Source organism: Limisphaera sp. VF-2, assembly GCF_049537125.1.
In the GTDB taxonomy this organism is placed as follows: Bacteria; Verrucomicrobiota; Verrucomicrobiia; order Limisphaerales; family Limisphaeraceae; genus Limisphaera.
This window is the reverse complement of record NZ_JBMVQY010000004.1, coordinates 426,686-439,852: the sequence shown is the minus strand read 5'-3', so window position 1 is coordinate 439,852 and position 13,167 is coordinate 426,686. Positions and strand designations below refer to the sequence as shown.

The 13,167-nt window shown below is 65.5% G+C and carries 9 protein-coding genes; 2 read left to right on the top strand and 7 right to left on the bottom strand.

The annotated features are described in order from the left end of the window. Positions 1-591 precede the first annotated feature (591 nt). The 5 genes from ACPDIT_RS13460 to ACPDIT_RS13440 form a co-directional block, all read right to left on the bottom strand. A complete protein-coding gene (locus ACPDIT_RS13460; protein WP_423444297.1) occupies positions 592-1,959 on the bottom strand; it encodes a Gfo/Idh/MocA family protein in 1,368 nt (455 codons plus the stop codon). A 355-nt stretch (positions 1,960-2,314) separates the two neighbouring features. Then, positions 2,315-3,196, bottom strand: coding sequence for a 4-(cytidine 5'-diphospho)-2-C-methyl-D-erythritol kinase (gene ispE, locus ACPDIT_RS13455; RefSeq protein WP_423444295.1), 882 nt, complete (start codon positions 3,194-3,196; stop codon positions 2,315-2,317). A gap of 67 nt (positions 3,197-3,263) precedes the next feature. Next, a complete protein-coding gene (locus ACPDIT_RS13450; protein WP_423444294.1) occupies positions 3,264-3,704 on the bottom strand; it encodes an exosortase system-associated protein, TIGR04073 family in 441 nt (146 codons plus the stop codon). Positions 3,705-4,033: 329 nt separating this feature from the next. Then, on the bottom strand, positions 4,034-4,249 hold the full coding sequence (locus tag ACPDIT_RS13445; protein WP_423444293.1) for a hypothetical protein: 216 nt from the start codon (positions 4,247-4,249) through the stop codon (positions 4,034-4,036). Between the two features lie 142 nt (positions 4,250-4,391). Continuing rightward, positions 4,392-6,392 carry a choice-of-anchor Q domain-containing protein gene (locus ACPDIT_RS13440; RefSeq protein WP_423444291.1) on the bottom strand — a complete coding sequence of 667 codons (2,001 nt, stop codon included), beginning with the start codon at positions 6,390-6,392 and terminating at the stop codon, positions 4,392-4,394. Positions 6,393-7,851: 1,459 nt separating this feature from the next. On the opposite strand from ACPDIT_RS13440, the gene rpmE reads away from it, so the two are divergent. Beyond that, positions 7,852-8,097 carry a 50S ribosomal protein L31 gene (gene rpmE, locus ACPDIT_RS13435; protein ID WP_423444289.1) on the top strand — a complete coding sequence of 82 codons (246 nt, stop codon included), beginning with the start codon at positions 7,852-7,854 and terminating at the stop codon, positions 8,095-8,097. Positions 8,098-8,331: 234 nt separating this feature from the next. Further along, entirely contained in the window at positions 8,332-9,441 is a 1,110-nt protein-coding gene (prfA, locus tag ACPDIT_RS13430) for a peptide chain release factor 1 (protein WP_423444427.1), read from the top strand. Positions 9,442-9,604: 163 nt separating this feature from the next. Here prfA and ACPDIT_RS13425 read toward each other — a convergent pair whose 3' ends face one another. After that, positions 9,605-11,248, bottom strand: coding sequence for a complex I subunit 4 family protein (locus ACPDIT_RS13425; RefSeq protein ID WP_423444287.1), 1,644 nt, complete (start codon positions 11,246-11,248; stop codon positions 9,605-9,607). Between the two features lie 37 nt (positions 11,249-11,285). Continuing rightward, the gene (gene nuoL, locus ACPDIT_RS13420) at positions 11,286-13,151 is read right to left on the bottom strand and encodes an NADH-quinone oxidoreductase subunit L (RefSeq protein ID WP_423444285.1); all 1,866 of its coding nucleotides are present in this window, start codon (positions 13,149-13,151) and stop codon (positions 11,286-11,288) included. Positions 13,152-13,167 lie beyond the last annotated feature (16 nt).

The following is a 13,167-nucleotide window of genomic DNA, read 5'->3' as shown; positions in this document are numbered from 1 at the left end:
GCGCCCGGCGCTGTCAAGCGGAAGGCGCGGGCCGGTCGTCGAAGCCCGGGCAGGTTCTCCGGACCCCCGGCGGTCCCCTGCGGCCAGTCCGCCGTCGTCGGCCGCGAGCCGCCCGGAGGTTGGCGCGCAAAAAGCAGAGCCGGTAACTCCCCGGGAGTTCACCCGCCGCAATCTCGTGCGCGCGTCCGCAATGCACGGATGCCTGCTTCTGGTACCCTGGTACGAAATGCAGAGCCCAGCCCGGACTTCGCACCCCCTGTGCGGTGGCTACGCCGTCTCAACCCGGGTCCGCTCAACCGAAGCCCACCGCGAGTCGATGCTCGAAGAACACCCGACAAAATTGCATCGCCGGCACGGAACTCTCAGGTCCCGACCCCGGCGGCGCAGCCTCTCCGATCTGCGCGGCCGGAGCGCGCTTGCGCCTGCAGTCGAGCCGGGGAGCAGACAGGCCGGCAGCTTCGCGCCGTGCAACCAGCCGGCGCCGCGTGTGGCTCGGTCCGCCCCGGACCAGCCCCAACCATGTCTGCCCGGCCTTCGGCCGGCCCCCGTATCATGCGCCTTCCATTCAGGCGCGCTCCATTCCGCCCATGTTCAGACCTTGGGCAGCGACCAGGGCGCCCGATACGGCTTGGAAACCCAGCGTGCCAGCTCTGCGTCGCCTACAATCCGCTCCTGATTCGGATCCCAGCGGACCACTTTCCCCGTCCGCACGGCAATGTTGCCCAAATGACAAACCGTGGCCGACCGATGCCCGACCGCCACATCGCAGATCGGCAGCGCCCGCGTGCGAATGCACTCCAGCCAGTTCTGATGATGATTGCGGCTGGCGTACACCCGCAGGTCGTTGTCCCCGATGGATTGCTGCAGAATCTCCTCCGGCCACGTCGCGATCGCACCGCGGTTGATGTACAACAGCCCTCGTTCGCCCTCAAAGATGCAGCCGGTGAATTCGTCGCGCCCGTTGAGGATCTCCCGGGCTTCCTTTTGCCGATCCGGCAACAACTCGGAGACCAGGGCCCGCGGACTCCGACACTCCACCACCACCCCGTTGGCATACCGGTAGGTGATGGAGAAGGACACGGGCACCTCGAACCGTTTCTGCGGATCGTACTCGCCCGTGCCGCGAATCTCCAGCGGACCCGAGCCATCCATCCCGAGTCCCCATTGTGCGATGTCCAGATGATGCGCCCCCCAATTGGTCATCTGGCCCCCGGAATAGTCCCAGAAAAACCGAAAATAGTAATGCACGCGGTGTTTGTTGTACGGTCGCCAGGGCGCCGGGCCCAACCACATGTCATAGTCCAGCTCGGGCGGCGGCTCCGAATCCGGTACGGGGGGCTCCTGAGTCCAGTTGACCCCCGTCAAGCCCACCAACACCCGCTTGATGACTCCGAGCCGGCCGTTGCGCACCAATTCGACCGCCTGCCGAAACCGGGCATCGGACCGCTGTTGGCTCCCGGTCTGGACCACCCGACCCGTCCGCCGTGCCACCGCCACCATGACCTGCCCCTCCTCGATCGTCAGCGTCAGCGGCTTCTCCACATACACATCCTTGCCCGCCTCGCATGCGTGGATGGTGGGCAGCGCATGCCAATGATCCGGCGTACTGATGCAAACCGCATCCACCGACTTGTCCTCGAGCATGCGCCGGTAATCCCGATACCCCGCGCAGGTGCGGCCCGTGGCTTTCTCCACGGCTTTCTGCGCTGCTTCCAGGTGGTTCTGGTCCACATCGCAAACCGCCACCGCGTTTTTCATGAGCGCCCGCAGGTTGCTCATGCCCTGGCCGCCCACGCCGATGAATCCCACGCGGATGAATTCCGACGGATTCTGACCCGTGGCCGCCTTCGTTCGGTTGAGGAAGAGGTTGGGGAAGGCCAGCCCCGCTGCCACGCCCACGGTGCTTCGCCCGGCCGCTTGCAGAAACTGGCGACGAGTGACACTGCGCCTTTGACTCATGCCAACCATTTGCACGGATCTGGATGCGCATGTCAATCGAACGAAGTATGGAGTCGTCTCCAAATCACAAACCCAGCCCGCCCCCTCCGAGGGCGCGCGTCAACGCGGTCCTTCCCGGCGGGATCGGCAACGCAGCTCGGCACGATCTGCCCGTGCTTCAACCGAACGATCCGTTCTCCGCCCCGCCCGTTTTGCCCCGCGGAAGAAGCTGGCCGCCGGGCGCCGGTGAAATCGAGGTCGGTTCCGTCAAAGACGTGCGCTCTTCCCCAACCACGGGCTTCAACCCCGATCGCGGCTGCCAAAAGAGCCCGCCCCACAATCCCCATGACAGCCAGTCGGGAACCGGGCAAATGCCTCAGCCCGGGCAAACCGGTACGACCGCGGCCCAGACCCGATTTCCGAACCGGTCCTTGAAAGCTTCCAGCATCCGTTCTCCCGCAGCGACATCCGGAACCACCGCAAACACGGCCGAACCGCTCCCGCTCATCCGCGCCCCGTAAGCGCCGTGGGAGGCGAAAAACTCGCAATACAGCGCCAGCACCGGAAACTTTTCAAAGGCTGGAGCCTCGAACGCGTTGTAAAACTCCGCCCCGGCCTTTCGAGGGTCGTCTCCTTGCAAAGCGACCAACGCCGCCCGGGCCCGGCCCGGCGTCCCATGCAGAACCTCCGGGAACCGACGCAGTTGCGCGTACGCCCAGGGTGTGGCGATCCCAAAGCCGGGATGCACCACCACAAACGCACAGCCACGCAGGGCGGGAAACCAGTCCAGCCATTCCAGGCATTCCCCCCGACCAGTGGCCAGGGCGGGCACTCCGCGCAGGAAAAACGGCACGTCGGATCCCAGCCGGGCGGCCAGCTCGTGCAACGCGCTCTCTCCCAGTGGCGCCCCAAAACATTCATTGAGTGCCAGCAGCGTGGCGGCCGCGTTCCCGCTTCCCCCGCCCAGTCCGGCACCCTGCGGGAGCCGTTTCTCCAGATGAATGCGTACCCCGGCCCGCACGCCCGATGCCTCGAAGAACATTCGGGCCGCCCTGTACACCAGGTTTCGGTCATCCGTGGGCAGCCGCGGATCCGTACAGGTAAGCTCGATCCCGTGCGGCCGCGTCTCGAAAACCAGACGGTCCTGCACTGCCAGGGGATGTAGAATGGTCTCCAACTCGTGGTAGCCATCCGGACGGCGACCCAACACGTTCAGCACCAGGTTCAGCTTCGCAGGAGACGGTTTCTGCAGTTCCATGGCAAAACAAAGGCGCGCCGGGACAATTCCCACAGCGCGCCCTTCGCTTCCGGCGAACGCCGCCGGTTTAGCGATCGAAAATCTTGAAACGGCTGTTCGGAATCATGGGCGCCACATCGCCCCCACTGAAGCCCAGTTCGTTCGCCGAATCGAAGGCCGGCACCGCCAAAAGGTCCGGTTTGTAGTTGTCCGGATACACCGGCTCGGGCGACAGATATCGCGTGGCGACCGGCTCGTAGGGTGGGAAAGGCGCCGTCACAATCTCGTACAGGCCCACGCCAAAACGTGCCATGGACCGGTTGAACCCGCGTACCAACCCCGTGGTGTAGGCCTGATCCGGCGAATCGAACAACGCGGTCTGCTCCACCGTGCGGCGCAACTCCCCCCAGCGCACAATCTCCGTCGTGTTCCGCAGGCCCCGCCCCAACTTCTGCTCCGGCCCCGCACAACCGCACAACAGCCCCGTCGCCATCGCCAAACCCACCAGGAATTGGATGCTCGCCTTCATAACGTTCCTTGTCCGCCGGCAAGCCTAGTCGCCCCGATCGCCATGTAAAGTGCATTTCACGGGAGGTCGAGAAAGAGGGCGCATGTTCCGCCCCCGATCGTGCCCCTCAAGAGCGTGAGCTGCTCCAAGCGCCAAAACCACCCTTCACACCGCCCAAGTGACCACGCGTCAACATCCCCAGAGCTCGAGCGCCACCGTCCCAGCGTGCATTGTGACCCACACCGGCCTTTGCTGTGATCGCACCGAACGCCACTGGCCCACACAAGAAGTCGTCGGCCCGGCACCGCCGCCACAAATCCAAGCGGTGCGGCTCGCCGCTTCTCGTGCGCTCACCATACCGTCCGCCTACAAACACACCGCCACCAGCCCGCCCAACGCTCCTCCCTGACCCCAAGGCCCTCCAGGCCCGACTCCTGCCTCCGTCCCACCCACCAGCCCTCGAACTCCGGGTTTTCCCGCTCCGTGCATACATCAGTGCCTGCCGCCTGCGTCTCAAACGCACCTTCCACCTTGCGCCGCAGTGCCAGCACCACCGACCGCGTCATCCGCCTGGGGCTTTTCAGCCCGTCACGCAAGAAGCGAGCCTTAAGAAGGCAGTTCCACGGCTGCCATCGCCCCAGTGTGCGGGAGGCTCTGTGGGTTTGGCCGCCGCAGCCCGGCCGTCGGGAAGGGCCCTCCTGTCCGGCATCAAGGCCGAACTTGACAGGCGCGGAAGAAACGCGCCGGACAGTCCTCGACCGCATTCGTCCAATCCACGATGACGGTGCAGTTGGTAAAGGCCCCCACTTCGACCCACGCCAGGAGGTTCGTGGAGGCTTCGAGCCGGTACGCGCCCGGCTCTGCGAGCAGACGCAGTTTCAGTCGGTCCGGGTCAAGCCAACCGACACTGAGGAACTGCAACGGTTGGCAGCTTTCGTACGCGCCAATGTCCGTGCGGGCTCCGGTGGCGCGGGACAAGCCGCGCTGGTCAACGGTCAATCCGGCCACGTTTTCCCCGGCATCGATGGCCGGGCTGCCGGGGAGCAACCTTAATGTGCAGGTCGGCCCGCCATTGTCGCTCAGTGGACCAAGCATGGGGTCGGTGTTGATCAGGTTGCTGGGCTCCCGAAACGCGCCGCTGGCGTCGGAACACAAGTTGTGTCCGCCGTCCACCGGCGCGCCGAAGATGTTCGAGCCTGTGATGCTGTGCGCAATGATGGTGTTTTTGAGCCACAAGAGGCTCTCCAAAACAGCCAGGCCCCCGCCGTTACTGGCGCCGGGCGGGCCCAATAGACCTGGGTCCGGGTCGCCCGAGCCAAGGCCCCCCATGGCACTGTTGGCAGCAATGGTGACGTTGGTCAGGCCGGCCCGCCCGCGACTGCACAAGCCCCCGCCCCATGCGTCGCCACCGGCCTCGCCTGAGGAAGCCATCCAGGGGAATCCACCTTGCCCTCCAACCGCCACGTTTTCAAATATCGTCGAGTTGAGGATCGTCATGTGCCCGTTGTTCAAGATCGCGCCCCCCAGACCCTGTCCGCCCAACCACACGAACGGGCTGATTCGCCCGTCGCCGCCACGCGCTTCATTGGCGTGGAACAGGCATCCGGCTATCTCGCAGGGTGCAGTGCTGGCAACGGAAGCACCATGACGCAACGCACCACCGGAGCCCTCGCCCGGCCGTGTATGGTAGCCGCCTCCGCCGCCAGTAGCGCGGTTCGCCCGGAAGGTGCAGTCCCGGATGGCCAACCGGCCACCGGCGTTATGGACGGCGCCCCCTTGACCGGCGGCCCCTCCTCCGCCCTGACAGCGATTTGTCACAAAGGTGCTCCCAACGATCTGAGTCTGGTTGCTGCCCAGGCAAAGGCCCCCGCCCTCGGCAACCCCGCCCCAGCCGTAACGCGCGCCATAGCCTCCTCGCGCCTCGTTGTCGGCAAAGGTGCAACCGGTTACGTGCAGCGTTCCGCCCAGGACCCGGATGGCGCCGCCATGCGCGCTACCGCCGCCGCAGCCGGCCATGGAGACCGGATCATAACCTCCCTGGCCGCCAACAGCGCTGTTGTACTGAAAGTCCACGCCTTCCAATTTGACCTGCCCGCCCACGCTAAACACAGCGCCCCCTTCAGCCCCGCCCCCTCCACCGCACACCCCGGGCCGCGCACTCCCGTCTCCGCCCCGCGCCAGGTTGCCCACCAGACGTCCGCCCCGAATGATCAACGTGCCCTGGTTGAAAACCGCCCCGCCATATGCGGGTAATCCCTGCAGGCCGTCGTCTACCAGCTCACCCACGGCCGTATTGGACACAACCTGGCAGTTCACCAGGGTAACTGCCTCACCGATGTTGCGGATCGCTGCACCGCTGGCACTGCGCCCTTCCCGCACCGTCAGGTTCCGAAGCGTGAGTTCCGCGCCCGGGTTCACCTCGAAGACACGAACAGCGTTGTTTCCACTGAGGGCAACCGCGTGCTCTCGGGCGTCCACGGAAACGTTCGTCGTGATAACGAGCGTTTGGCTGAGCCCGACTGTACCGTCGCAATCGAAGACAATTCGTCCGCCCCTTGCGATGGCCGCCCGCAGCGCGGCCTCACTGCAGTTGGTGAGCCGAATGTCGGCCCACAGACCGGGTGCAAACGCGTCTCCCGACAGCCATAGAAGAACCAGCCACCACGCCCGAGGCCGCTTGGACAGGATGGGCTCCGGCCCAACCACCACCGTGGATCTGGTGCATTCTTCGATTTCGAAGCTTTTCTGCAGCTGCCGCAAGATGAGGCCCCGGCCCGGGGATCGCGCTCTCCACCGTCTCCATCTTATGCCAACGCGAGGCGAGCCGGTGGCCTACTGAGCGTGCATAACTGCGCACATGCCATTCGGGAGGCCACCCGCACCGCGGGCGAGCAGCCACGCCTCCAGGCCCCGACCGGCCGGCCCCAGATACCTGGCTGCCCCACCCCTTTCCCGACCTCGACCTTGGTACTCCCTTTCATTGGCTGGCTTTTCAGACCTGTAGAGCCGCCGCCCCGGGTGGTCCAAAAACAGCGTTCGGCGGCTACCGCACCCCGTCCCGGGCCCGGCTGCGCTGCAAAGCCACCCGTCGGCTTTCGCCGACCCTGGACCGGCAGGCTCACGCAGCGGCCCCAAAAAAGACCGCCCGGCCGCCCGTGGCCTGTCCGCCGGATCGACGCCCGGCCCAACGCCCGAAAGGTCTGGGCCCCGGTCCCACCCCCCGAGCCGTGCCCGTAGGCCCAACCGGACCAAACCTCTCCGCTCCCGACCCATCCCCAAAGTGCCGCCCCTCACTCACCGAGGTCGTGTCGGCCTGGCATAAAACCCGTCAGCGCAGCCGCCGTGGGCCGGGGCGGCATCGCAAGGTTCAGCTGCAGTGCCCCACCGGTCAGCAGCGATACGTGCGGACCCGGGATTCCCCGGGCCTGCTGCTGCGGCACCACTCCCTACTCGTCCTCGTCGCACCCCTGCGCCGCTGGGTCGCCAGTTCCAACTCCCAACCCACCGGCACTTTGCTCCAGACTTCCAGACCCTCTCGAGCGATGGCGATGAGCGCTCGGAGCGAGTGCGCCAAACCTGTTTGCCTCTTCGGTCCCGGCGGTTGCACCACTCACACCTGGCACAAGGGCGGTGCGCACTTGACTGATCCCGGGCAAGAAGAGTTTCCCTCGGCTCCTGCGCGCGATCTGAAACTTCCACAGCCATGTCGCCCCGGTGTCGGTGCACATCAGTCCTCCGCGCCAGTAACGGCCCATGGCGTTTGCGGCCCCGGTCGGCTTCCTCTTGGGGCACCGCCGCGGTGCGAATGCCCGGCATCGCATCCCGGGCCCGTCTGCGCCCCGACCGCAGCCGCCGAAACTCCGCCGTCCAGAGCAGCTCGAGTGCAGCGGCGAAGAAATCCCGAAGGGGAACTCCACCGCCGGTTCCAAAGCCAACGCCGCAGCCGGCACCGCATCCGGGCTGACCAGCTCCTGGAGCCTAAACAACCACAGACCTCGGCCCCGGTACTTAACCGCCTGGGCAAACACCGAACCCCGGTTCCGGCTCCATCCCAACCCGATTTCATCCCCTCCAACGGACAATTCGCCAACCTCATCCCCTGTGCAGTTGAGCGAGACTTCGGCCTTGTCAGGCGGCGGCCCGCTGGTAGGCTGGTCTGCCTTGGGATATGAAAGCAGACATTCATCCGAAATACGTGGACGCGGAAATCCGTTGCGCCTGCGGCAACGTGATCAAGACGCGATCCACCAAACCGGTGATCATCGTGGGCATCTGTAACGCCTGCCACCCGTTTTACACCGGTCAGCAGAAACTGGTGGATACCGCAGGGCGCGTGGACAAGTTCCAACAACGCCAGGCCAAGACGCAGGCCCTGCAAGCGGCGTTGGCGGAAAAGAAAAAGAAGAAACGCTAGCCTGTCGGCTTTGGCGGACCGCCCGTCGATGTGCGCCGTCGCTCGCGCCCGCGGGCGGTTTGCTTTTGGTGTGCCGCATGCGTCACGCAGGCATCCCTTGCATCCGGGCCTCTGGTTCAGTCCCCGGGGCCCATGGGTTGGGGTCGCCAACCGATCGCCGTGTCGGATGGCCGCGCCATCGTCTCGCGTTCAAGTCCGGGGCGGACCGGCCATCCATTTCGCTCCCGAACCGCCGTGGATCTGCGCCCTTACATTGAGCGATTCCGCCGCCGTCTGGCGGAAGTGGAGACTGCGCTGGGAGACCCCGGGGTGGCAGCCCAGCCGGCGCGACTCCAGGAACTGGGCCGTGAGTACGCGCGCCTGAAGGATTTGGTCTCCTGCGGAGAGGCTTATTTGCGCGCCCTGGAGGAACTGGAGCGAAACCGCGCGCTGCTGGCCGCCGAGCCGCCTCAATCGGAACTGGCCGACCTGGTGCGGGAGGAGATCGCCCGGCTGGAGTCGGAGATTCCCCGCCTCGCCCGTGCGGTGCAACGCGGGTTGCTGCCCCCGGATCCCGTAGATCAACGGAACATCATCATGGAAATCCGGGCGGGCGCCGGCGGACAGGAGGCCGCATTGTTCGCAGCCGATCTGTACCGCATGTACACCCGCTATGCCGAGGCCCGTGGGTGGCGCACCGAGACCATGGACGCGTCCCCCTCGGATCTCGGCGGATTCAGAGAGGTGATCTTCCTGATCAGCGGCCAGGACGTGTACCAACGGCTCAAGTTCGAAAGCGGGGTGCATCGGGTCCAACGCGTGCCTGTGACCGAGGCCCAGGGACGCATTCACACCAGCACCTGCACCGTGGCCGTGCTGCCGGAGGCCGAAGAAGTGGACGTGGAAATCAAGCCGGAAGATCTGGAAATCACAGTCTGTCGCGCCTCCGGTCCGGGCGGTCAGGGGGTGAACACCACGGATTCGGCCGTCCAAATCCTGCACAAGCCCACCGGCCTCATCGTGCGCTGCGCCGACGAGCGGTCCCAGCAAAAGAACAAGGCGAAGGCGCTCCGCGTCCTGCGGGCGCGTCTGCTGGACGCCAAACGTGCGGAAGAAAACGCACGTCTTGCGGCCCAGCGCCGCGCCCAGGTCGGAACGGGCGAACGCAACGAACGGATTCGCACCTACAACTTTCCGCAAAACCGCGTCACCGACCACCGAATCGATCTCACGATTTACAACCTCGGCGCCGTCATGGATGGTGACCTGGACCCTGTCATCGAACCCCTACTGGCGCACGATCTCGCGGAACGACTGGAGGCCCTGACACGCAGCGAGTCCCCCCCGGTCGCGGATCAACCCTGATTCTGCGAGGCAAGGTCAGCCCGTAGGTTGCTTGGTCGCGTTCCCCGCCCGACAGCATCCATCCCTCGGTGCAACGATTCGCCCTCCCTCGCGTTTCGGTCGGCCGCCCGCGGCGGGCCATTCAGGCAAACCCTCCCGTCCCCCTCATCGAGCCCTGATGGCCTCAGCGCACTTGCTGCACGGCAGTCCGCCCTGAAGGAGAATTCGCCATTTCGGCCTGACCAACACCGGAGCCGCAGAGGGTGTCCGCCGAAGGGGCATCCAAAAGATCCGTTTCCGGGGTCGCTCCGAAAGCCAGCACGCCGGATCGATCCACCGGCAGCATCTTCGCCACCGCGGGTTCCACTTTCCCGACCAGAATCTGAGGGAGCCAGCCGAAACACAACAATCCCGCGAGCAACAACGCGTACGGCCACCGCCCCGACCAACCCTGAATGTCTTGTCCCAACTGACCCGCCGCCGGCACCGGCCCGTGCACAACCGCGCGCACGGCCCGCAGCATGTACACGGCCCCGACAACCAACGCTGCCCACAAGGCTCCCACCGTCACCGCGCGCAGTTCCTGCACCTGCCAGGCACCCAGGAAAACTGTCACTTCTCCGATGAAATTGGCAAAGCCGGGCAACCCGCAGCCGGCCAGCGCGGCCATGGTCAACGTCGCTCCAGCGAACGGCATCGACCGGCCCAGCCCGCCGAATCGCCGGATCTCCAGCGTGCCGGCTTGCTGGTGAAGATGACCCGCCACCGCGAACGAGAGCGCCGCCAACAACCCGTGCGCCACCATGACGACCACGGCTCCCGTCAAACCCAGGGCATTCCCCGCCGTCAGCCCGAGGAACACAAATCCCATGTGCGCCACGCTGGCGTACCCCAGCAACCGCCCGAGGTCCTGCTGCCGCATGGCCACCCAACCTGCATACAGCAGGTTACCCAGCGCCAGCCAGGCCACGACCGGCATCCAATCTGCGGCGGCATCCGGCAACCAGGGCTGACCGACCCGCAGGAGACCATACAAGCCGAACTTCTTTAAAACGCCCGCGTGCAGCATCGCCGTGGCGGTGGGAGCGGCGGCGTAACCCGGTGGTGCCCATGAATGAAAGGGCCACAAGGAAACCAGGATCCCGAACCCGAACAGCAGCATCGGGTAGATCCAGGCCTGGACGCTCGAGGGCAGCGGGTGGTCGCTGAAGTAACGAGTCAGCGTGGGGATGTCGAACGTTCGAAGTTCAGGCGGCACCTGCAGATACAGCGCGACCAGCCCCACCAGCGCCAACAGGGCCCCCGCCGTCAGGTAAAGGGTCATCTGATACGCCGCCGCGGCGCGGTCCGGGCCGCGCCCCCACATTCCGATCATCAGAAAGGTGGGCACCAGCGCGAGTTCATGAAAGAAGTAGAAAAAGAACAGGTCGAGCGAGGCGAACGCGCCCAGGATTCCCCCCACCATGAGCAACAGGAGGAAATAGAACTCCTTGCCTCGGTGTTGAATCTCCCGGGCACAGGCCGCGGCCGCCAGTCCCACCATGGCGGCCATCAACAGCAACGCCACATTGAGACCGTCCACCCCCAGTCGGCACCGAATCCCGAGGCTCGGAGCCCCCAAACCGGGAATGTCCGTCACCAATCGATACCCGTCGGCATCCGCTGCCGCACCCTCGAAACCTGCAAAAACGCGGAGGCCCAACACCAGCGTGACACTCAGGGCACCCAGCGTGAGCCATCGGGGCACCCGGGCTGCGTCCCGGGGCACGAACAACACCGCCCCTGCGGCCAGCAACGGAATCAGAACCATCCAACCCAGCGCCGTCATCTTGTCCCCCCGTGCGTTCTCCTCATCGGACCCGTGTTCACCCTCCCAGCACCCACCACAGCAGCAGGGCCACGCCCGCCCCGAAGACCAGTGCGTACGTCTGCAAGTTGCCCGACTGCAACAGCCGCAGCGACTGGCCCAGCAGGTCGGTGCCCCCGCGGATCAGGCCGAGACAAAGACCGTTCAACACCCACCGCTCCACCCCCGCTGCAAAGCTTGCCCACGCCTCGTGGAACCAAATCACCGTCTGCGCATAAAGTTCATCGAAGTACAGCCGGTTCCGGAGCCATCGACTCAGCGCCGGCCAGCGCTCCACCCACGGATCTTCCGCAACGCCCGCGTAGCATTTCCAGGCCAGCGCGAGGCCCAACCCCATGGCGACCAGCCCGCCCGCAGCCGGCAGTGGCGCGTGATGAAACGGTTCCCTCAACCGGGCCCACCAGCCCGCGCCGTGGGTGCCCTCCAAACCCGGCAGGATCCCCTGCAACACGGGCTGAATCCCCAGGACACCTGCGACCACGCTCAGAGCGGCCAGGACACGCAAGGGCCAGAGCATCCCCTGGGGAGACTCCTCGGCGTGCGCCGCGGATTCGCTCCGGCCCGTGCCCCCGAAGGCCACCCATACGAGCCGGAACATGTAAAAACTTGTCAGGCCCGCCACCCCCAGGCCAAGGGCGAACAAGGGCAGGTTCCGCTCCCATGCCGCGGCCAGCAGGGCATCTTTGCTGAAGAAGCCGCTCAACGGCCATGCACCCGCCAGGGCCAGTGTACCGACGAGGAAGGTCCAGAACGTGACGGGCATTCGCCGCGCCAGACCGCCCATCCGCCAGATGTTCTGCTCATGGTGCAGCGCGCAGATGACTGAACCGGCCCCGAGAAACAGCAGTGCCTTGAAGAACGCATGCGTCACCAAATGAAACATTCCCGCCGCCGGCGCGCCGAGACCCACCCCCATGACCATGTACCCCAATTGGGAGAGCGTGGAATAGGCCAGGATGCGTTTGATGTCATTCTGCTGCGTGGCGATCGCCGCCGCCAACAGGGCGGTCAACCCCCCGGTCCACGCAACGACCATGAGCGCGTCCGGGGTGAACAGGAAGAAGACCCGGCACAGCAAGTACACGCCCGCGGCCACCATGGTGGCGGCATGGATCAGGGCGCTGACCGGCGTGGGACCTTCCATGGCGTCCGGCAACCACACGTGCAGAGGAAACTGCGCCGACTTGCCCACCACACCGCAAAAAACCAGCAAGCCGGCGACGGTCGCCACGGGGCCCAACGCGGGGATCATCCCGGGCCAGGTCTCTTCCAGCCGGTCGAACTGCAGGGTCCCCGTGAGGCCGTGCAGCAGGAGAATGCCCGCCAGAAAGCCCAAATCCCCCAGTCGATTCGTCAGGAACGCCTTTTGGGCTGCATCCGCGGCCGCCGGGCGTTCGAACCAGTGACCAATCAGCAGGTAACTCGACACGCCCACCAGCTCCCAGAACACAAACATCTGCAGGAAGTTTCCGGCGAGCACAATGCCCAACATCGAGAACATGAACAGACTCAGGCAGGCAAAATACCTTGAATAACCCGGGTCGCCCCGCATGTAACCAACCGAGTAAACGTGGATGGCACTGCCGACCCCGGTCACCACCAGCAGCATCAACAAACTCAGCGGGTCCACGCGCAGGTCGAACGTGGCCGTCCAGGTGCCGATCTTCCACCAGGTCACCGACACCTGACCGGTGGTCCAACCATTGGCCATCCAGAACAGCAGCGTAAGAGCGAACGAGGCCAGAGCCGCCCCGATCGACAATGTGGCGCTGCGCCGCGGATCCTTCAGCGTGCGCAGTGTGATGCCGACGGCCGCTGCCAGGGGCAGCAGCAGAATCCACCACAACAAACCTTCGAACTTCATGGCACGACTTGCCTGC

Bases quoted from the DNA above. Each gene is read 5' to 3' on its own strand.
- ACPDIT_RS13460 (WP_423444297.1), bottom strand. From the start codon at position 1,959: ATGAGTCAAAGGCGCAGTGTCACTCGTCGCCAGTTTCTGCAAGCGGCC.
- ispE (WP_423444295.1), bottom strand. From the start codon at position 3,196: ATGGAACTGCAGAAACCGTCTCCTGCGAAGCTGAACCTGGTGCTGAAC.
- ACPDIT_RS13450 (WP_423444294.1), bottom strand. From the start codon at position 3,704: ATGAAGGCGAGCATCCAATTCCTGGTGGGTTTGGCGATGGCGACGGGG.
- ACPDIT_RS13445 (WP_423444293.1), bottom strand. From the start codon at position 4,249: ATGACGCGGTCGGTGGTGCTGGCACTGCGGCGCAAGGTGGAAGGTGCG.
- rpmE (WP_423444289.1), top strand. From the start codon at position 7,852: ATGAAAGCAGACATTCATCCGAAATACGTGGACGCGGAAATCCGTTGC.
- ACPDIT_RS13425 (WP_423444287.1), bottom strand. From the start codon at position 11,248: ATGACGGCGCTGGGTTGGATGGTTCTGATTCCGTTGCTGGCCGCAGGG.
- nuoL (WP_423444285.1), bottom strand. From the start codon at position 13,151: ATGAAGTTCGAAGGTTTGTTGTGGTGGATTCTGCTGCTGCCCCTGGCA.